A 20,765-nucleotide genomic window follows, 5' to 3' on the forward strand; every position below is an offset into this window, starting at 1 on the left:
TTCCCATCTGGCAGGTTAATGTCCAACAGCACTAAATCAAATTCCCGCTGGCGGATGGCTTCGGCTGCGGTTCTGGCATTTAGAGTAGAAGTCACGCCGTAGCCGTCTGCGGTCAGGTTATAGGCTAACATCTTATTCAAAAAACTGTCGTCCTCGACAATTAAAATCTGCTTCATATCCTCACTTCCTTTGCTTTTTGCAGATAGTATAACAGGCAAATGTCCGAGAATTGTTACAGCGGACGATTTTTCAAAAAAGGGTTTCTTCCTTATTATAGGATAGCCCACTTTACAATACAATGCTCAAGCCATGAACAATAAAGTTTAACAACAATGCACTTTGCATCATTTCGCCAATCGTCCATGAACTATAAAATGTATATGGGTGATGCAGAATGGCGAAAATTGAGGACTGTCCCGGCTTTGAAACGTTCGGAGCGGATGTCAAGGCAGCTCGAAAGGCAAAACAACTTTCCCGCAGTGCGCTGGCTGACATGATACATTGTGACAGCCGGTATCTTGCAAATATCGAAAACGAAGGCACGCTGCCCAGCCTGCCGGTGGTGATTCAGTTGATAAAAATTTGCGGCCTGCCGGTGGAACGGTACTTCAACCCGGAACTCATGCGGGAAGAAAGCGCGGAACGTCAGCGGGTCAGCCACAAGCTGCAGCTTTGCCCGGAAGAATACTTACCTATCGTAGAAGGTGCCATTGACGGTGCCTTACGAATCCATGAACAGGAAAAAGAGCCCGTGTGTGTCTGATTGTCATGCACGGTCATTGAGAGGATGCAAAAGCGTCCTCTTATTTTTTTGTATTTTGCGGGCAAAACGGGGGCGTTTCGGTGTCTTAGTAGTGGGGAAAGGTAACGTAGCAAGCATAGGGAGTGTAGCCACTCCCGGCAGAAATGCTTGCTGGGGAGTACCCCAGACCCCCAAGAAACGAGGTGAAACTATGACGAACCGAACCCGAAAAATTGTTCTGCGTGTTCCCGTGACGCCGGAGGAACGGGAACTTATCCGGCAGAAGATGGCTCTGCTGCATACCCGGAACTTTTCTGCATACGCCCGGAAGATGCTGATAGATGGTTATGTTGTCCACATCGACACCACCGACATCCGGGCGCAGACCGCCGAACTGCAAAAGATTGGTGTCAATATTAACCAGATCGCGCGGCGGCTGAACAGCATGGGGCCGCTGTACACACAAGACGTTGCGGACATCAAGGGAGCATTGGCGCAGATATGGCAGTTACAAAGATACATCCTATCAAGTCAACGCTGAAAAAGGCACTGGACTACATCGAGAATCCAGCTAAGACGGATGAAAAAATGCTGGTGTCCTCCTTTGCCTGCTCCTATGAAACCGCCGACATCGAATTTGAACTGCTACTATCACAAGCCATGCAGAAAGGCAACAATCTGGCCCACCACTTGATACAGTCTTTTGCGCCGGGCGAAACCACGCCGGAGCAGGCCCACGAGATTGGTCGGCAGCTTGCAGATGAAGTCCTGCAAGGCAAATACCCGTATGTACTGACCACGCACATTGACAAGGGGCACGTCCACAACCACATTATCTTTTGTGCAGTGGACATGGTGAACCAGCGGAAGTATGTTTCCAACCGACAGAGTTATGCCTACATCCGGCGCACCAGCGACCGGCTGTGCAAGGAACATGGTCTGTCTGTGGTGATGCCCGGTCAAGACCGGGGCAAAAGCTATGCCGAGTGGGATGCACACCGCAAGGGCACGAGCTGGAAGGCGAAGCTGAATGCCGCCATAGATGCCGCCATCCCGCAGGTCAAGGATTTTGACGATTTTCTGCGGCTCCTGCAGGAGCAGGGCTACGAGGTCAAGAGGGGCAAGTATGTGTCGTTCCGTGCGCCCGGACAGGAACGGTTCACCCGCTGCAAAACGCTGGGAGAAGCCTATGCCGAGGAAACCATTACTGAGCGCATCAAAGGGCGGTTCGTGGAGCGGAAGCCCAAAGAAAACCGCAAAATTTCGCTGCGGATTGATTTGGAGAACAGCATCAAGGCCCAGCAGTCCGCAGGGTACGAGAAGTGGGCAAAACTCCACAATCTGAAACAGGCTGCCCGGACGCTGAACTTCCTGACTGAGCATGAAATCGAAAGCTACCCGGATTTGGAAAGCCGGGTGGCCGAGATCACCGCCGCCAGCACCGAAGCTGCCGCCGCATTGAAAGCAGCAGAGCGCCGACTTGCAGAAATGGCCGTGCTGATAAAGGATGTTACCACCTGTAAGGAACTGCACCCACTGTTGCAGGAGTATCAGCGGGCTGCTGACAAAAAGCAGTTCCGACGTAAACATGAAGGAACCTTGATTCTCTATGAAGCAGCGGCGAAAGCTCTAAAAGAGCAGGGCTTTCAAAAGCTACCCGACCTCTACGCCCTGAAAAACGAGTATAAGCAACTGGCCGAGCAGAAAGACCAGATGCAGCGGCAGTACAATGATGCCAAACGCCAGATGCAGGAGTATGGCATCATAAAGCAGAATGTGGACGGCATTCTGCGGACAGCACCGGGAAAGGAGCAGATGCAGGAACGGTAAGCCACGCAAGTTTTCGTCACAACCCGCTGACAGTTCAAACAATATCTGCTATAATTAAAACAATGATTCTTAGAAAAAATTCTCAAGTAGAAAGGAGATTTTTCAATTGGACAACAACCTCATTCCGTATCAGCCGGTAATCTCCGATATTAAAAATTTGATTACCGTCGGCCAGAACGTTGCCTATAATGCAGCCAACCGTGCAATGATTATGACCTACTGGAATATTGGAAAACGCATTGTTGAAGAAGAACAGAGCGGTGCTGAGCGTGCAGAGTATGGAAAACGCTTAATTCCAGTTCTTTCGGCAGAACTCACAAAGGAATTCGGCAACAGCTATTCCAGCCGAAATCTTCACTATTACCGTAAATTTTACCATTGCTTCCCTGATTCCGAGATTTTGAACACGCGTGTTCAAAATCTTAATTGGTCACATTTTCGTGCTTTGCTGCGTGTTCCCGATGAAGATGCCCGTGTTTGGTATATGAATGAAGCGGCTAATGAAAATTGGAGTGTTCGCACCCTTGACCGCAACATTGGCACACAGTATTATTATCGGTTGCTCCATTCTCCGAAAAAAGAAGCCGTCATTGCAGAAATGAAAGAGAAAACGGCAGCAGAACCCAAGCATCAGTTTGAACTTCTCAAAAGTCCCATCGTGGCAGAATTTTTAGGCTTTCGCACTGAAGATTCCTTTGCAGAGTCCGATTTGGAGTCTGCAATTCTTTCTCACATCCGGGATTTCCTTATGGAAATGGGAAAGGGATTTGCTTTCGTGGCCCGGCAGCAGCATATTGTGACCGATACGGAAGATTACTACATCGACCTTGTGTTTTACAACATCGAACTGAAATGCTATGTTCTGATTGACTTGAAGATGGGGACGATCACCCATCAAGATGTCGGCCAGATTGATATGTATGTTCGGATGTACGATGAACTCAAATGCAAAGAGGGTGACAACCCCACGATCGGCATTCTGCTGTGTGGCGAAACCAGCGAGGACATCGCGCGATATTCCGTCCTGCACGATAACGACCACCTATTCATGTCGAAGTATCTGACCTACCTGCCGACCAAAGAACAACTGCGGGCTGAAATCGAGCGTCAGAAAAATATTTTCTATATGCAGCATCCGAAGTTGGATGATACGGATAATTGCTAATTATCGGTATTGCCTTAGAAACATATTGTAGTGTGATTTATAAAGGAATTTTTCGATGGACTGGCTGGAAGCTTCAAAAGTATCATATTATAAAAATGATGAAGTCCCAAAAATAATTGATGACATCAATCAACGAACTAATTCACAGATGCGTTGCTGTAGACGTGAATTGGTGTGCTTGTTTTACGATTTTATTTGGAATTCTCCTTCTTGCTATTGGGACAATAATGTCTGTACACAATTTTCAGGTCGATTGACTGCAATAGCTTCCCAGCACCCAGACATTATTATATCTGAAAGCATGATAGAGCACTTTCTTAGTGCTTGTAGTACATATTCTCAAATTACAAGCATCATAAATGATTTGGATTCAATCAATGAAAGCGATTCAATAAAAAACCGATTGTACCGTATTCCAACGTATACATCTATTGTTGAAGGTTGTCTAACAAACTTGTTTCGATTTACCGTTTTACTAATTGATCAGTTTTCGGTACAAGACTATTCTGCACAAAGGAAGCTTGAGCCGCTGCGCACAGTTCTAATCAAAAATGGTTTTAGCAATGGCATCGAATCCGTTGATGTAAAAATCCGAAACTCAATCAATCACGGTGGCGTGATTTTTCGAGAGGACGGACGCGTTATTGAATTTCACTATATGGAAAACAGTAAGAGCCTATCGAAAGAGTTGACGGTTTATGAATTTGATGATCTAATAAATAGAATGTACGACATAACGAGTGCAGTATTGTTAAGTGTTTGTCTTTTCCTAAATGAACACTGGGACAAAATATCCGTTAATATGTCTCAAAAGACATTTGTTTCCTTTGCACTTCTGAGCATGAAATTGAGCATTCCATCTATTCGGTGCCGATTTATATCAGATACATCTAATAGTAAACAACTCAATGCAGATTTTTATACCGTTAAAACTGATAGAGCCTTCATTGTTGAAACAGCCCTAAAAATTTCTTTGATGATTTACAGTGTTTATCCTGACTACGACCAATATTATTTGAGTTTCAGCAGCGAACGACTACAAAAGAGCTGGATTCGATTTACAAACTCAGAACTGGCTTATGCTACTGCAACAGGAGATTTTGCAGGTATTGTAAAATCTGCCGCGAATCGTGGTGACATAATCGTTTTTGCCCCCTCTATAGAAAATGTGGATTTACACGAAATAAAATACTTTCGTTTCCCTAACTATGTGTCGGATAAGTTCATTATCAATAAAATAGAGGATGCGAGTCTTGAAGATCGAAAAAGGCTTAAATGTCACTTGTTTATTGGAGATACGCAAGATAAGCAAGAAATTCTCAAAATTATTAAAGATGCTATTGGCTGGCTGAACACCTTGAAAAATATGGATTCACCTACTATCCATAGAAAAAATGGCAGTATGGAAGCGGATGCACTCTATATAAATGTATATAAACATGATATAAGACACTCTAAGGCTCTCCATCCTGCAAATGAAAACTTTGTTTGCTTTGTCGATTATAATAAATCAGGAACAACTACTTTAGTTCATGGTGGTATTTTTCAAAGATCTTGGAATCAGCTATACCATGAGAAAACAGGACTTCTTAGTATTGCTTGGCGAGAGAAAAAATATGCAATACGAAGAATTGTAAAAATTTCCGCCAACGCACCCTGTCCATGCGGGAGCGGAAAGAAATTCAAAAAATGCTGTCGAGGAAAGAATATTTATGACTAGAAGTAACCTATCAGACATAATAGCTTTAGACTATTGCGTCTGGTAGGTTGTTTTAACAATGGCACATTACTTTTGCCGAAAACAATGTGTCATTGTCAATTAATAATTGACGAACCCACATTATTTCTCTATAATATAATGTGTGAATGTCAAGCGAGGTGATAGCATAAACAACATGGACAAAATAGAAAATGGTATAGTCTGCCCCAATGGTATTATTACGGTCGCACAGCTGACGAAAGCCGGATTGCATCGGGGCTATCTGCATAATTTTGTCGAGAGCGGGGAACTGTATCGTTTCGGGCGTGGCCTGTATGTGCAGAGCAGCGCATGGGAAGATGATTTTTACCTATTGCAGCAGAAGTATAGCCGCGGCATCTACTCGCATGATACCGCCCTTTATCTGCTGGGCTATTCTGACCGCACCCCAGCAAAATACACTATGACCTTTCCTAAGGGCTACAATGCACTGTCCTTAAAGCAGGAGACCTTGATTGTCAAGCGCGCTATTCCAGAAAATTATGACTTCGGTATTATTGAAATCCAATCGCCATCTGGCAATCCCATTCGTGTTTACGATTTGGAACGGACGCTGTGCGACATCCTGCGCGGCAGCGGGAGCGATATTCAAATTGTGGGTGCAGCTATGAAGCGTTACGCCGCATCCAAAGACAAAGACATTCACAAATTGATGCAGTACGCAGAGCGGCTTCGAGTGAAACCAAAGGTTCTGCGCTACATAGAGATTTTATTATGATTACAAAAAATCCGATGCAGTTAAAAGCCTATATCAAGAAGAAAGCAACCGAGAAGCATATTCTGCACAGCTTGTGATGCAGAAATATATGCTGGAAAGACTGCCGGAACGCATTTCACTTTCACCTTATAAACATAACTTTATCATTAAAGGTGGTTTTCTGGTGTTTGCTATTGTTGGTCTGGACACACGGGCCACTATGGATTTGGACACGACCATCAAGGGTTTTACGCTGACCCATGAAGCCATTCTTTCCATTTTCAAAGATGTGTGTGCAATCCAGATTGACGATGATGTGCAGTTTGAAGTGGTAGGCGTTGCGGACATCCGAGAAACAGACGATTACCCCGGAATCCGGGTATCGCTGAAAGCCAACTACCCGCCGATCAGTGTTCCGCTGACGGTGGATGTTACCACTGGCGATATGATAACGCCCCGCGAAATCGAGTACACCTTTTGAATGCTGTTCGATGACCGCACAATCAGCGTTCTGGCCTACAATCTCGAAACAATTCTGGCCGAAAAGCTGGAAACCGTACTGTCCCGCAATATTGCAAATACCCGTCCGAGAGATTACTACGACATCTACATTCTGTACGCTCTGCGCGGGGCAGAGTGCAATAAGGCAACATTGCGGCGGGCACTGGAACGGACAACGGAAAAACGCGGCAGTTCTAAAATCTTAACGCAGTACTCGGAGATTATGCAGGAAATCCGGGATAGCGATACACTCCGCAGACAGTGGAACAAGTATGGCATGGAATATGACTATGCAAAGGATATTTCTTTTGATGATACCTGCAATGCGGTGCAAAAAATCATGAATGAGTTGAATTTGGAGAGGTAAATAAAAATTATCGTAGTATCATTTTATGAGTTTTTTTTGGATGTTAACTTGTTTGTTCTTTGCACAATATATATGTTATATTACAATCGAGTAAGAGGTGAGGATAATGTTTGGTACAATTATTATGGATTCTTATAAATCTGATGAAGTTGAGCTAATGTCCCAATATATTGATGATCTCTGTTCACCTATGGATTTGTATGGGTGGGCATCAGCGGGCATCTATTCATTTTGGGACTACTATACTAAAGAGATTTTATACATTGGTTTAGCGTCTGATTTATATGTTAGGTTCAGACAACATAATGGATTGCTTCCTATTTCAGAAAATGCCTGTAAATTCAAACAAATTCGGTCCTATTTTTCCCTGCATGAAAGACTTGGGTATTCAATCTTGGTGCAATCGCCTCTATCCCAGCCGATTGTTCATCGAAATAAGGAACAGTATCAAGATTTTCTGAATATTCCTCAGGGTAGTCCTATTCCTAATTATGCAGGTGAAGAAGGTCTTGAACATATTCGACAGGCTGAAGGACAGCTAATCGAATCATACAAACAAATTGTTGGTAGTGTTCCGCCATGGAATAAAATTGGTGGAGACGTATTCTCAAGGAAATATGCAACAAGAAGCAATTATCTACATGTTGTCCGTGCTTTTTCTAATGGGACGCCTGACAATTATCTTGTGTCGAGAGCTACAATTCGAGAGTTGTCTGAAAATCCTACATACGAATGGTTTGAAATGCAACTCCACGGGCTTCGCATGATGATGCTTTCGTGCGGTATGTCGTTTGAGCAAGCCGTTGCGTTCCAGATGAAGGTTGATCCATATTTTGAAGATCAGTGGAATCGTATCGTAAGCAGTAAATATTTGGATAAAAAGCTAATAGTTTGAACTGACGAAATTTTTTAGTAAAATTACCAGTGCAAAAATAAAACAGCCGGACACAGCGGCCACAAGGCCACCGTGTCCGGCTATTTCTGTGTTGGCAACGACACATCACTTTTGCTGAAAATAATGTGCCATTGTCAAGTCTGTGGTATCACTCACCCACAAAATCAAACCTCTGTCCGTCAAAATCAGCGTCGGTCATTTGCTCCAACTTTGCAATGGTGCCATTTGCCAGCCGCCGCATTTCCGTGTCCATATCCGGCAGGGCGGCGAGCATCCGCGCCATCGTTCGACGGCGGTCAGAAGTGTGGTACATACAAATCAAATTTTCTTCTTCTACGCTGAAATTCATGCGTCAGACCTCCATTTCGTGTTGCTTGCTGCGGGCCGCCGCCTTTTTCGGGCTGGCGGCCTGTTTTGTTTCGGAAAGCTGCTTGCGGACGGAAGTGCGGGGCTTGCAGATGCCCTTGTCCCGATTTTCGTTTTTGCCAACCAGCGCGTAGATGCCGAAACGGTCTTTCACGCTGGACAGGTGCAGGGACTTGTACGGCAACATGGCAAGCAGCTGGTCCGTATCCCGACTGGATGCCAGTTTGGTGAAGTAGGGCGATACCTCCACCATAAAATGATTTTTGTCCGGGCTGTTGGGAGCAGCCAGCCGCTTCATATTTGCCGCGATACGCTGCGCCTCGGCCTCGATCAGCCCAGTGTGCAGTGCCGCAAGATGTTCTTTGAAATCACCGGGCCGTGCCGGTTCTCGACTGCGCTGCTCCTGCCGGATGGCCGCTTGTAGAAGTTCCGGGTCACGGGGCTGCATTTCATACCGCACGAACTCTCCAAAATATTTGTCCGAGCGGCTGTTGAAATGCTCTTTGGGGCCAATTTCCCGCATCCCACTTTCGTAGATCAGGCGATTGGCACCCACAGGCAGAGCGGCATCCCGGATATGCTGGAAATGCTGCTGGTAGTCCAGTTCATACAGATTGCCTTGCACGGTTCCATTGGCCGCACCGGTCAACTCCACCGCATAGGCAAGAATCCTGTCATGGGTCTGTTCACCGCAAAATTTCCATGTATTGTAGGCTTGGGTATCTTTGAGCAACACATCCCGTTCCCGGAAGCAGAATGTTCCAGAGGGCCGGGACAGCCACAACAGCAGCTTATCTTCCGGCTGGTCGCTGCGGGCGGCCTCCCGCAGCATCTTGATGTCATAGGCAAAATCGCTCTGGTAGTATGCGGTGTTCTGGTGCATGATAGCTTCCAGCGCAGCGATCACATCCATATTTTCAAATTTCTGCACGGCTTATACCTCCAATTCCTTTGCCTTTTCCCGTGGCTGTGTTTGCTTGCTCTGCTCCTTTTTTGCGGCATCCAGCTGTGCCCGGATGGACGGCTTTTTCGGTTTGGCTGTGCGGGACTTCTTGGCTTTTGGCGCCTTTTCCTCGGCCTTGACTGCGGCGGCAAGGTCCGTCAGAGAAATTTGTTCTCCGGCCTTTGCTTTGGCCTCCAATTCGCCCAGAGAGGGCGCATTGTTCAGCACACCGTCAATCATGTTTTCGTTTTGTTCCGTGGAAAGCTCTGCGGTGCGCAGAGGATTTTCCCGCAAGAACTCCGGCACCTGCTGGAAGCCCACACTGTCGCAGTAGTGGGCGGTGTCCTGCCCATTCTGGTGCAGCACCACCACATCCGAAACAGACAGCGAGTGTCCCTTGAAATCTGCCGGATAGTCCACATTGAATGTGCGGTAGATGTCCTCCAACGTGGTGCCAGCAGTCAGCGGCGCGGCGTATACTTCCGTATAATTGGCCTTGTCCACGGTCAAACCGGCAGCCAGCAGGCGGTCGTAGGGCTCAAAACGGTAATCGCGGGTAGAATCCTCGTTGCGCAGTTGGTAGATGGAAAAGCTGTCCTGCTGTGGTGCTTCAAAGCCTGCCGCTGCGTATTCCTCTACCGTCATTCCAGCATCGGCCGCTTCCTGCGCGATCTCTGCCTGCACCTGCGCCTTGTAGTCCTGCAAGCTCTGGTCAAAGTCGGCCAGCTTGGGCGGTTCCGGCAAGTTATACTGGCCTTGGTTGAGCAGCGAGCGGCAGTCCTGCACATAGGCCACAACAGTGTTGTAATAGGCAGCCTGTTCCGGCGAAATGTTCTGTTCCTCCCGCAAAGCGGCGGTGGCTGCCTGCTCCATGGCCGAAATATTGCAATGTTGTTTGAGGTACGGGATAAACTCGTTCAGCACCATTTCCCGCTCTGCCTTGTCTTGTTCCCACGCTTCCGGGCCTTTGTTGTGCAGAACAAAATTTCTCCAGCTCTCGTCCTTGGCGTAGTATTCGTGGTAGTTCTGGATATGCTGAACCAAAGAACCCTCTCCGTCACCAAAATCCTGCCGTCCCTCGTAGTTGTCGGGTTGGCCGTTCAGGGTAAAATCAATACGGAATGCGGTCTTGTCGTACCAGCCGCCCGTGTAGCCGTCCTTTTCCCGGTCCGTGTGCTGGGCGGTGTCCAGTTCTTCAAAGACGCGGTTTGCCACGGACAGCGGCATGATTTCGCCGTCCTGCAGCTTGTCACTTTCGCTCCAAAGAATTGTGACCGTAGGTTCTGCGGCGGGGTCTGGAATTTTAACGGGTGCGGGAATTTCGTTGGCCTTTTCCGCCGCCTCTTGGAACGCCGCCAGCTTGTCGCCCAACAGGACTTCCGACACTGCGGCTGTCTGCCCCAACAGATTAAGCGCTTCCTGCCCGGCATCCGGCAGGGTCAGACCGGGCGCGTCCAACTGCCCGCCGTCCAGAGCTTTATTGTCCGGGCCGTACAGGGTGTAGTCATAGCCGGAATCACAGGTCTGGATGAACAGGATACTGCCGTTATCCAATGCAAATGCGGCCTCCTGTGCAGCGGAAAGGTCTGCTTCCCGCTGCTGGCGCAGTTCTGCCAGATGTTCGTCCAGCGCAGAGATCAGCTCATGGGCTGCGCTGCGGATAATTTCCAGAGAGGCTTTCAGTTCGGCCAGTTCCCGGCCGGAACTCCACCCGGCCACATATCCAAAGGAATACTCGGACGTGTCCAGCCCGTAATGCTGGCAGACGGCATAGGCCACGCTTTCGGCCTGCACCTCGCGGGTGCGGCTGTCCGGGCGGTTGGCCTGTTCCGGGTCGTCTGGGTCGATGGCGTGCAACTTAGCATGGGCAATCTCATGGATGGCTGTCTTGATGGTTTGCAGCTGGCTCATGCCCTCTTGGATGGCAATGCGGTTGTCGAGCAGATGAAAGTAGCCGTGCGCCCCGCCCTCGATGTCCTCAAACCCGATGGGCACCGGAGATGACTGCTCCAACGCCTTGAAAAAATCTTGGTAGTCCTGCACACTGCCGGACAGTTCATTCACGGCAATGGTCGGCAGAGGTTCGCCCTCGGTCTGGCTGACATCGAACACGGACACCACCTTGAAAGCCGGAATCTGCACCGTCTTTTCTTCCGTCAGTGGCTTGCCGTCCTTGTCCAGAATCGGCTTGCCCTGTTCGTCCAGCTTTTCCATCTTCTGCTTCACCTTATACGGCGCAGGGGCAAGGATTTTGATGCCTTTTTCGCCTTTCTTCACGGTGCGGTGGAACGTGTCTTTCCACTTGTTGAAGCCGGCCACCAGCTGCCCGCCCTGCATGGCGATCAGCAAGGTGTTGTTGAAGCTGTAATTGTGGAATTTTGCCATCGTGGTGAGGTAGGCTTTGTAGCGGTCGCTGTCGAACAACTGCTGAATGCCTGTTTCCAGCCGGTCCGTGATTTCTTTCATCCGTTCTGCGCTGTCCTTGCCGTTCAGGATGATGGGGATAACTTTCTGCGGTTCCGTTTCAGGCTGAACAGGCGGCGGGATGTTGGCCGCATCCCGCAGAACTTCCGGCGCGGGAAAGGACAGCACCCGGTATTCCTCCGGCACGGGCTGGCCCTCGTGGACTTTCTGCCACTCGTCCCCGCTTTTGACAAGGTAGCCGTACTGGGTGAACGCACCCTGTTCCTGCTGAGCCACATACCGGCCAAACTGTGCCGTGTCGATGCCGCCTTTCCATTCTTCCGGCATATCCACCATGCCGGAGCGATTCAGGTAGTAATCTCCTAGCTGGGCAGGCCCGTGCACATCCGGCAGATGCACATAGTAGTCCACGTTTTCGGGAAAGTCGGTGATTCTCCCGATGCTGAAAAGCTCACTCTGCGGGGCTTGCAAGGCGGCGTTCAGTTCTGCGCGTTCCCCGGTAGAGAGTGTTTCCAGTCGTGATGCCAGAAAGTTCAGTTCGTCCACATTGGATGCCAGCACCATGTTGTAGGGGATGGCAAAACGCTTTTCTTCCTCGGCAAAATAGCCGGAAATGAAAAGGCCCTGCGGGTTATCGGACGAAATGTCGATTTGCCGCAGAGCCGCTTGTACCTGTTCGGTTGTGGTGGGAAGGTCCAGCCAGACACCATCCCTGCTTTGCTGCCGATTTTGCAGCTGGATGGAAAATAATTCGCTCATTTGGTCACACTCCTTTTTTTGCTATCCTACGGATAGAGAGAGCCGGTTATGGCAAAATGAATGCTTCACCTTACCATAACTGGCCCTCGTATTTTTGCCTTACTCTTTGCGCTCTACCCGGTAATTGACGTACTTGCCTCCCGTATCTGCCAGAAGCACCGTTGCATCATAGGTTTTGCCTGTTTTCTCGGAGTAGAGGCCCTTTACCTTTGCCTTACCGTTTTTGAGCAGAGCGGCGGCGATCTTCGGGGTGAACGCCTTTTTCCGCTGCTCAAAGAAGCGGTCATTCTTCCACATCACGAACTGACAGCCACGATTCCCGCAGTAGAAGTTTTTCTTGCCCTCGTAGACGTTTTCACCACACCGGGGACACTTGCCGATGATAACCCGTTCCGACTGGAACAGGTTTTGTTTGTCCGCGCTGATGCAGGAATAGGTCTTGATCAGCTGACGCACCTGCGCTTCAATTTCGGCCATGAACTCGTCCGGGTCTGCATTGCCCTTGGCAATCTCGGTCAGACGGTTTTCCCATTCAGCAGTCAGAGCGGGAGAGGTCAGGCTTTCCGGCAGAACCACCGCCAGATTGACGCCGTCCTTGGTGGGGACAAGCTGCTTGCCCTTGCGCTGCACAAAGCCCATTTGCACCAGTTTTTCCAGAATCGCGGCACGGGTGGCCGGAGTGCCCAGCCCCTTACGTTCCGCTTGGCCCAGGCCACCCTCTCTTGCTCCTGCGGAGCAATTCACCTTGTCCTCCGGCATATCCTCGGCCCCGGCCCGCTCCATTGCTGACAGGAGCGTATCTTCGGTGTAGGCTTTCGGCGGGGACGTGAAGTGTTCCGAAACGTTAGCCGTCACGGAAAAACTCTGTCCCTCGGCCAGTTCCGGCAGGGTGTTCAGCACTTCTTCCTCGGTATCTGCTTTCAGGGTGGAGCGGAACCGCTGGTCGATTTCTTTCCAACCGGGGACAAGCACAGTCTTTCCTTTGGCGGCGAACTCGTTCCCTGCACAGGAGAACACTGCAGTCACAGTTTCGTACTCATGGGGTGCAGCCACGGCGCAGAGTAGCTTGGAGCAGACAAGGTTCATCAGCTTGCATTCACTCTCGGCAAGACCAGCGAAGCCCTGTTTTACAAATTCAGCAGTGGGAATGATGGCGTGGTGGTCCGATACCTTTTTGCTGTTCAGCACCCGGCCCACATCCGGGGTCAAGTCAAGCCCTTGGGCAAAGGGCAGCAGCCCCAGCAGGTCAGACACAAGATGTTGTGCTGTCTGGCCCATATCCTCGGTCAGATATTGGCTGTCGGTGCGGGGATAGGTCAGCAGTTTCTTTTCGTAAAGCTGCTGGGCATAGTCAAGGGTCTGCTTTGCCGTGAAGCCAAATAGACGGTTCGCCTCCCGCTGCAAGGTGGTCAGGTCATAGAGCTTGGGCGGCTGTTCTGTCTTTTTCTCCCGCTTGACAGAAGAACAGATAGCAGATGCCCCGGCACAGGCTTGTCTCAAAGTGTCGGCCTCGTCCATGCTGGCAATGCGCCCACTGTCTGCTTTCAGGCTGCCGGACTGGATGCCGACCGTGTAATACTTTTCTTTTTGGAAACGCAGAATTTTTGCATCCCGGTCCACCAGCATTTTCAGTGTCGGGGTCTGCACCCGGCCCACGGTCAGGGTCTTGTGGTACAGCACCGAAAACAGCCGCGTTGCGTTGATGCCCACCAGCCAATCCGCCTTTGCACGGCAGAGGGCCGATTGATACAGAGCATCATAATCCGAATCCGGGCGCAGGTTTGCAAAGCCCTCCCGGATAGCGGCATCCTCCATGTTGGAAATCCAGAGCCGCTTCACAGGTTTTGTGCAACCGGCCATTTGGTAGACGAAACGGAAAATCAGTTCTCCCTCCCGGCCTGCGTCGGTCGCAGCGGTCACACTGTCCACATCCGAGCGGTTGAGCAGGGCACGGACGATTTCAAACTGCTGTTTCTTTTCGTCCGGGACAATGAACTGCCACGGCTGGGGCAGGATGGGCAAATCTTCATACTTCCACTTGCAGTATTTTTCATCGTACTGGCCCGCCTCGGCAAAGGACACCAGATGCCCGATGCACCAGCTGACCAGATACCCGCCGCCCTGCCAATAGCCGTTTTGCTTTTCAGTGGCCCCGATCACGGCGGCGATGCTGCGGGCTACACTGGGCTTTTCGGCGATTACCAGCTGAAAGCTCATGTTTCGTCCTCCTGTCCGTCCTCTGAATGAATCTCGATTTCAGCAGGTTCCTCGTCTGCATCTTCGTCCTCGCCAAAATCGTACTCGTCCAGATCATCGTGCCCGGTGGTATCGGCCTTGGGCTTGCGGAACTTGAAATAATAGAGTGCCGCGCCACCGCCAGCCAGAGCCAGCACCAGCAGGATCATCAGACTGCCCATGCTGGACTTCGGTTTTTCCTGCGGCGTTTCAGTGTCAGTTTTCACCGCTTCCGGGGCTGTGCAGTTGCGCAGGCTCTTTTCACACAAGGGGCAGTTTTCGTTGACGTTTCCGGCCTCACATTTCACCGTGCAGGTGCAGACTTCGGCGGCCTGCGGTTCTTCATCCAGCAGGGCCAGCAAGTCGGCATCGTCCACTTGGTTCAGAAAGTGGACAGAAGTTTCCTTGTCCTCGTTGGCGCGGTCAATCAGGATGTAAAAATAATTCCCGGCCTTGGTGGTCACAGTGATAAGCTGCTTGTCGCCGTAAAAATCATCCACCAGTGTTGCGTTGCCTTTGGGCGTGATGGACACGCCCTCCGGCTCCATGCCGCCAGTGGTAGTTTTCTCGTCCAGAATTTCCGGCAGAGGTTCCGGGGCAGGGTCAGAGCCGCTTGCAAAAGCTGGCATGGAAAAGGAGCAGAGGCAGAGGAGGATAGCCAGCAGTCCGGCAGCGAAACGGTTCCAGTTATCAGGTTTCATCGGCGGCATCCTCCTGTTTGTGGTACGGGGTAACGGTGGGTGCAGCGTTCAGCGCACCGCTGCGCAGAAAAGCCGCGAACTCGTCCGGCTTCATGTTCATGCTGCGCACCAGTTGAATGATCTGCAAGTTTTCCTGTTCAGTTTTTGCAGCCTCCAGTTCTTTCAACTGCTGCTGGTATTCGCTGATTTTTTCTTTGAGCCGTTCAATATCGCGCTCAATGCGGGAAAGTCTTTTTGCCATACAAAATCCTTTCTGGCGTTACGGTAAACGCCCATAGCTGTAAAAATGTTCCTGCCAATATTTTGAGTTGAGGTTTGTGTAGGAGATAGGGTCGCCGCAGTGCAGCATGATGGAATTGCCTACATAGATACCGCAATGGCTCACGCCGGGGGTATCGTAGGTGCCCTTAAAAAACACAAGGTCGCCCGGTTTGACCTGCGCCGCCGAAACAGGAGTACAGAGGTGGTAAAGGCCCTGCGCGGTCTGGCGGCCCACGTTCCAGCCGGAATGATTCAGCACCCACGAAATGTAGCCGCTGCAATCAAAGCTGGTGCTGGGCGAACTGCCGCCCCACACATACGGGTAGCCGATGTACTTGGTTGCTTCCTCCATCATGGCGGCAAACCTATCATCCTTTAGTGCTTCCGGGGGAATATCGTAGTAGGTGGGCTGTTTGATGGTGGACGCATTGGGGTATTGCGCTTTGCCAAACAAATCCGGCCGGTTGCCCAGCGTGCGCATATAGAGCGAATAGGCACTAAGCTGTTCTTCGGTCAGCACTTCCACGGGCAGATGGGACAAATCCTTGTTCTTCAGCTTGACCGTACAGATGTAGTATTCATACGGCTCTTGGTAGGTGATAACCTGCGGCACACCATACGGGCCAATAATGACCATCATTTTTGTACGGTAACGTATCTGCATGTTCACGGTCTCGGTCAGGATGTACTGCTTTTCAAAGAGCATTTCAAGTTCGCCCTGCACCTCGGCCAATGTAAAAACGCCATCATGGAGCGCGGACAAAATCGAGATCAGCACATAGGGGTCATGCTCGATTTCGTCCAGATAAAAATGGTATTCATCGTAGTTGTGGGTAGCCTCGTAGGTGTCGAGATACCGTTGCAGTTTTTGTTCCAGCTTGGCGTAGGCTTTCTCTGCACCCAGCATATCCTTGTCCTTGGAAAAGTAAGAGGATGCCGTCACGCCGGTTCCAGCGGTGCCCGCCATCACGGTGCAGGACTGCAAACCCGTTATCAAGAGCAGAGCCAGCAGACCGAACACCGCCACGATCAGAATGGTTTTCCAGTTCTGGGCAGCAAATTCGGCCACCCGTTCGCCGCCTTCGGCTGCCAGCTTTGTTACCCGGAAACCATTTTCTGCGGTAGTGGCTGCACCCTGTGCGGCGGCTTGTCCGGCCTGCCGTGCAGCTTTGGCGTACTGTTGCTTGATACGCTGTTTCTGCCACATCCGGGAAATGGGATTGCTGGCGGACTGCGCGATCTGCGGATTGTCCCGCAAAGATTTCTGGTAAAAGTATTCTGCATTGGCAGACATGAGCTGACGCTCTGCCTTTTCCACGGCCTTGTAGGGCTTCATCTTGTGGTGCCGGATGCCGCTGCGGATGGCTTTGGCGGTCTGACGCTCCACCAGTTCTTCACCTTTGTGGCCGCCCTCCACGCCCACATTTTCGTGTTCGACCTCGTGGATTTTTCCGTGAGCGAACAGCAATGCTTCCGACAGCGGGCGGCTGGCCGGGTTTGGTTTCAGGCTGGGCGGGCCTTTGTCCTGCTGCTCAAACCGCAGGGTGGATTTTGCCTTGCCGCTGGCTGCATCGTAAACTTTTTCCTTGACCGGGACACGCTTCTTCGGCAGAGCGGCGCGGGCCGCATCCAGCTTGTCGGCCTTTGCTTCCGCCTTGTGGATGTACGGCTGCAACTCCGGGTCTGCCCGTTCGTCCTCGGTCAGTTCCAAACGGGCAGCGGAACGGTGCAGACCATCTTCACTTTTGGCGGTGGCCGCTGTTTCTGCTGCCTTTTTCGCTTTCTTTTTATTTTTATGCCCGTCCTTGATGTCCTCGGCCCGTTCCAGAATTTTTTCGGCCTTGCCCTCGGCATCCGTGGAATAATCCTGTTCCGCTTCCCGGCTGGAAATGTTCTCCACAGTGCCGTCCGCTTGATTTTCCACCACCAGACCGTCACGGGTCATGGTCTGGGTGACTTTGGCTTTTGCCTGCAATTCTTTCAAAGCTCTTCACCTCTCATCGGACAGCGGCCCGTTTCAATGTCCGCAATGTATTTGAGAATCGGGAACACCTGCGGCGGCGAAACTGCATTGCCCAGCGTTTTCATCCGCTTGCTGCGGTTTGGCACATCTTCGGTCAGGCGCGGGATGTCGGCGAGTTCTTCGGCCCAAAGGGAATGTCCGTCCATTTGCGCGGGAAACCCATCAGCCACTCTACCCAGTCCGGGTTGAGGTAGGGCTTTTCCAGCGTGGTAGGTGTCATGCGGTAGACCACATGGGAAAGCCGCGCTGTCCACGCCTTGCCATCCTTGTTCATTTTGCGGTAGCTGCCATTTGCAGAAATCTGGATGTCCAGCCCCTTGCCCACATCCCCGGTGTCGCTGGCAAGGGGCGTGGGAAGCAGCGGAGCCAATGATGAATACCCGTTTCCGTTCGTGCCACGCGCCAACGGCAGCAGCAGGTAATACGAAAACCCGAACATCGTAACCTGCCTGCTCCAAGTCAATGAGCGTTTTGTCGAGCCCCATACGGAGGAAGCCAGCAACATTTTCTCCAAGCACCCAACGGGGCTGCAATTCCCGGATGACCCGCAGCATTTCGGGCCAGAGGTAGCGTTCATCGTGGAAGCCGCGCTGCCGCCCTGCGGTGGAGAACGGCTGGCACGGGAAGCCACCTGAAATGAGGGTGACGGTGCGAAGTCCTGTTTTTTCAAAGAAAGCCTCCTTTGTTACGGTGGTGATGTCCTGAAATCGGGGCACCTCCGGCCAGTGGCTTGCCAGCACAGCGGCGGGGAAGGCTGCCCACTCGCATTGGCAGACCGAAGTAAAACCCGCTGCTTCTGCGGCAAGGTCGATGCCGCCGATGCCGGAAAACAAGCTGAAATGCGTTAGGCTCATAGCTCCACCACCTCGTTGAGCCGGGTGGTCATGATTTTATAGAGCTGGGTGTTTTTCGGAATGGGATTGGAGAACGGCAGCACCACATTTTCAAAAATCAGCAGTCCCTCGCCCGGTTCGGAATTGTCGATGTACTTCTGCTGGTCTGCGGAAAGGTTCAGCCGTTCCGACAGGATTTTGCGGTCGCCGGATGCCTGATTCAGCAGCGTGATGAAGTCGCTGTTTTCCAGAATGTTCTCGATCTCCGGGGAAGAAAGAAGGTCCTTCACATTCTGGGTGGCGCCCGTGGGCACACCGCCCCATTTGCGGAAGCGTTTCCAAATCTCGGCACTGTACGCGGCGGTCTGTTCCTCTTTCAAGAGCAAGTGGAACTCGTCTGCAAAATACCATGTGGCGCGGCCCTGACTGCGGTTCTGGGTGACACGGCCCCATATCTGGTCTTGGATAATGAGCATCCCCAATTTTTTTAACTGCTTGCCTAACTCTTTGATGTCAAAGGCCACAAGCCGGTTGTGGATGTCCACATTCGTTTTGTGGTTAAACACATTCAGCGAGCCGGACACATACAGATCTAATGCCTGCGCCACCCGGTCCGCTTCCGGCAAGTGCTGGTCGAGCAGGGCTTGGTGGAGGTCAGACAAAATCGGCATATTCTCCGGGCAGGGATTCGCCAGATAGGGGCGGTAGATGGCTTTCACGGCACGGTCTATCACGGTGCGCTCAATCGCTTCCAGACCTGTTTTGCCGCCCATGACCAGTTCACAGAACGACAGCACAAAATCCGATTTTAGGGCCAAAGGACTGTCATCTTCGGAGTAGTTCAGGTTGATGTCCAGAGGATTCACATAGTCCTTGCTGGTAGGCGAAAGTTTGATGACCTGCCCATGCAGCCGCTTGACCAGCGGGTAATACTCGGCCTCTGGGTCTGAAATAAAAATATCGTCAGCAGTCGTTAAAAACACACTGACGATTTCAGACTTGCAGCTCATGGATTTGCCGCTGCCGGGCGTACCCAGCTTTAGGCCGTTGGGACACCGGGCCTGCTTGCGGTCCAGCATGATCATGTTGTGGGATTTTGCGTTGATGCCGTAGTACATGGCCGCACCGCTCTGGAAAAGCTCCTGCGTGACAAAGGGCACAAACACCGCCACGTTGGAGGTGGTAAGGCTGCGCTGAATCTTTATCTGGTTGATACCCAGCGGAAGGCTGGATACAAGGCCCTGTTCCTGCTGGTAGTCCAGCCGGACAAGAGAGCAGTTGTACTTCTGCGCCACGCCCGCCGCTTGGAACACATCGTTGCCCAGCTTTTGCTTGGTGTCGGCCACGTTCAGCACTAAAAAGGTCAGTATGAACAATCGCTCATTTCTTGTTTGCAGTTTGTTCAGCAGCTTTTTGGCATCCTCGCCGTAGGTGGCAAGGTCGCTGGGCAGGATATCCATGTCGTACCCGGAACGGACAGCCTTTTTCTGTTCCTGAATCTTCATGGCATCAAGATCTGTGATTTTCCGTTTGATGGTTTTGATGGCCTCGGTCTGGTCGATGGCCTGCACATGGAGATTGACGAGAATCCCGCTTTCCGTTTTGAGGAAGTCGGCCAGCATTTCGTCCGAAAGTTCCGGCGCAAGGATTTGTAAAAAGCTCACAGCTCCATACTTGCCGCCCATCCCAAAGGTCTTGGCCGTGCCGAAACAGAGGGAGGACGGGGCCACAAAATCCTTGGTAGACAGGCCGGAGGGTGCCAGCCAGTCCCAGTCAAAGCGGAACGGTTCGCCGTCCGGGTGGAAGATGCCGTGCAGCACTTCCAAACGCGCCTGCCCGTCCATAACGTGTGCCACACAGCCCATGGTCTTGAAATAGCCCAGCAGGTCAAGGCCAATGCGCGTCAGCCGAGCCCGCGCAGTTTTCAGGCTGTCGGCATCGATGGTGAACGTCAGATATTTGGTTTTGACAATGCCGTTGTTTCCGCTGGCAAGCTGCTTTTGCAGGATGGCGGTGTACTCGGCGCGGATGTCGTCAAAATCATCCCCCTGTGGTGCGATCTCAAAACTTTTTGCGTACTGCACCGGGTCAACCTTGCGATTCAAAAACGAAAGCTGCACATGGATGGAAGCATCCACATAGTTGTAGAGGTCGCACAGGTGTTCAAAGATGGCGGTTCTTGTTTCCGGCTGGGCCAGCTGATAACTGATGTCCTCAAAGGCAATGCACTTGGAGAATGTGCGTCGGTCAATGCGGCACACACC

At 51.1% G+C, this 20,765-nt stretch carries 17 protein-coding genes and 1 pseudogene; 8 read left to right on the top strand and 10 right to left on the bottom strand.

The window, feature by feature from the left end; all coding sequences use genetic code 11:
* Positions 1-176 (bottom strand): response regulator (locus tag DWY95_RS16275; RefSeq protein ID WP_118554288.1); only part of this gene is annotated, 176 nt, incomplete at its 3' end.
* 218 nt (positions 177-394) lie between these two features.
* Here DWY95_RS16275 and DWY95_RS16280 point away from each other — a divergent pair.
* From DWY95_RS16280 to DWY95_RS16315, 8 genes and pseudogenes are all read left to right on the top strand, one after another.
* On the top strand, positions 395-763 hold the full coding sequence (locus DWY95_RS16280; RefSeq protein WP_005927725.1) for a helix-turn-helix transcriptional regulator: 369 nt from the start codon (positions 395-397) through the stop codon (positions 761-763).
* A 190-nt stretch (positions 764-953) separates the two neighbouring features.
* A complete protein-coding gene (mobC, locus tag DWY95_RS16285; protein ID WP_118554289.1) occupies positions 954-1,283 on the top strand; it encodes a plasmid mobilization relaxosome protein MobC in 330 nt (109 codons plus the stop codon).
* Complete coding sequence (locus DWY95_RS16290; protein ID WP_118554290.1) at positions 1,244-2,572, top strand: relaxase/mobilization nuclease domain-containing protein; 1,329 nt, start codon at positions 1,244-1,246, stop codon at positions 2,570-2,572. Before mobC ends, DWY95_RS16290 begins: the two co-directional genes overlap by 40 nt.
* Before the next feature lie 106 nt (positions 2,573-2,678).
* Positions 2,679-3,737: a PDDEXK nuclease domain-containing protein gene (locus DWY95_RS16295; protein WP_118554291.1), complete on the top strand. Its 1,059-nt coding sequence runs from the start codon at positions 2,679-2,681 to the stop codon at positions 3,735-3,737.
* Between the two features lie 55 nt (positions 3,738-3,792).
* Positions 3,793-5,457, top strand: a complete 1,665-nt coding sequence (locus tag DWY95_RS17475; RefSeq protein ID WP_243082866.1) for an SEC-C metal-binding domain-containing protein — start codon at positions 3,793-3,795, stop codon at positions 5,455-5,457.
* 175 nt (positions 5,458-5,632) lie between these two features.
* Positions 5,633-6,214 carry a type IV toxin-antitoxin system AbiEi family antitoxin domain-containing protein gene (locus tag DWY95_RS16305; protein WP_118554292.1) on the top strand — a complete coding sequence of 194 codons (582 nt, stop codon included), beginning with the start codon at positions 5,633-5,635 and terminating at the stop codon, positions 6,212-6,214.
* 88 nt (positions 6,215-6,302) lie between these two features.
* Positions 6,303-7,061, top strand: a pseudogene (locus DWY95_RS16310) (nucleotidyl transferase AbiEii/AbiGii toxin family protein).
* Between the two features lie 106 nt (positions 7,062-7,167).
* Complete coding sequence (locus DWY95_RS16315; RefSeq protein WP_118554293.1) at positions 7,168-7,956, top strand: hypothetical protein; 789 nt, start codon at positions 7,168-7,170, stop codon at positions 7,954-7,956.
* A gap of 148 nt (positions 7,957-8,104) precedes the next feature.
* On the opposite strand, the gene DWY95_RS16320 is transcribed toward DWY95_RS16315, so the two are convergent.
* From DWY95_RS16320 to DWY95_RS16360, 9 genes are all read right to left on the bottom strand, one after another.
* Positions 8,105-8,305 carry a transposon-transfer assisting family protein gene (locus tag DWY95_RS16320; protein WP_118554294.1) on the bottom strand — a complete coding sequence of 67 codons (201 nt, stop codon included), beginning with the start codon at positions 8,303-8,305 and terminating at the stop codon, positions 8,105-8,107.
* A 3-nt stretch (positions 8,306-8,308) separates the two neighbouring features.
* Positions 8,309-9,235, bottom strand: coding sequence for a hypothetical protein (locus DWY95_RS16325; RefSeq protein WP_118554302.1), 927 nt, complete (start codon positions 9,233-9,235; stop codon positions 8,309-8,311).
* 21 nt (positions 9,236-9,256) lie between these two features.
* Positions 9,257-12,448 carry a YodL domain-containing protein gene (locus DWY95_RS16330; RefSeq protein ID WP_118554295.1) on the bottom strand — a complete coding sequence of 1,064 codons (3,192 nt, stop codon included), beginning with the start codon at positions 12,446-12,448 and terminating at the stop codon, positions 9,257-9,259.
* Positions 12,449-12,547: 99 nt separating this feature from the next.
* Complete coding sequence (locus DWY95_RS16335; RefSeq protein ID WP_118554296.1) at positions 12,548-14,665, bottom strand: DNA topoisomerase 3; 2,118 nt, start codon at positions 14,663-14,665, stop codon at positions 12,548-12,550.
* Complete coding sequence (locus DWY95_RS16340; protein ID WP_118554297.1) at positions 14,662-15,384, bottom strand: DUF4366 domain-containing protein; 723 nt, start codon at positions 15,382-15,384, stop codon at positions 14,662-14,664. The genes DWY95_RS16335 and DWY95_RS16340 overlap by 4 nt, the downstream gene beginning before the upstream one ends.
* A complete protein-coding gene (locus DWY95_RS16345; protein WP_097777297.1) occupies positions 15,374-15,625 on the bottom strand; it encodes a DUF4315 family protein in 252 nt (83 codons plus the stop codon). The genes DWY95_RS16340 and DWY95_RS16345 overlap by 11 nt, the downstream gene beginning before the upstream one ends.
* 18 nt (positions 15,626-15,643) lie before the next feature.
* Positions 15,644-17,629, bottom strand: coding sequence for a C40 family peptidase (locus DWY95_RS16350; RefSeq protein WP_118554298.1), 1,986 nt, complete (start codon positions 17,627-17,629; stop codon positions 15,644-15,646).
* Positions 17,626-18,522 carry a DNA (cytosine-5-)-methyltransferase gene (gene dcm, locus DWY95_RS16355; RefSeq protein ID WP_118554299.1) on the bottom strand — a complete coding sequence of 299 codons (897 nt, stop codon included), beginning with the start codon at positions 18,520-18,522 and terminating at the stop codon, positions 17,626-17,628. The genes DWY95_RS16350 and dcm overlap by 4 nt, the downstream gene beginning before the upstream one ends.
* The coding region (locus tag DWY95_RS16360) for a VirB4-like conjugal transfer ATPase, CD1110 family (RefSeq protein WP_243082868.1) at positions 18,519-20,765 on the bottom strand (2,247 nt) is incomplete at its 5' end. The genes dcm and DWY95_RS16360, both read right to left, overlap by 4 nt.

This window comes from Faecalibacterium sp. AF28-13AC (assembly GCF_003478405.1).
GTDB classification, from domain to species: Bacteria; Bacillota; Clostridia; order Oscillospirales; family Ruminococcaceae; genus Faecalibacterium; species Faecalibacterium prausnitzii_E.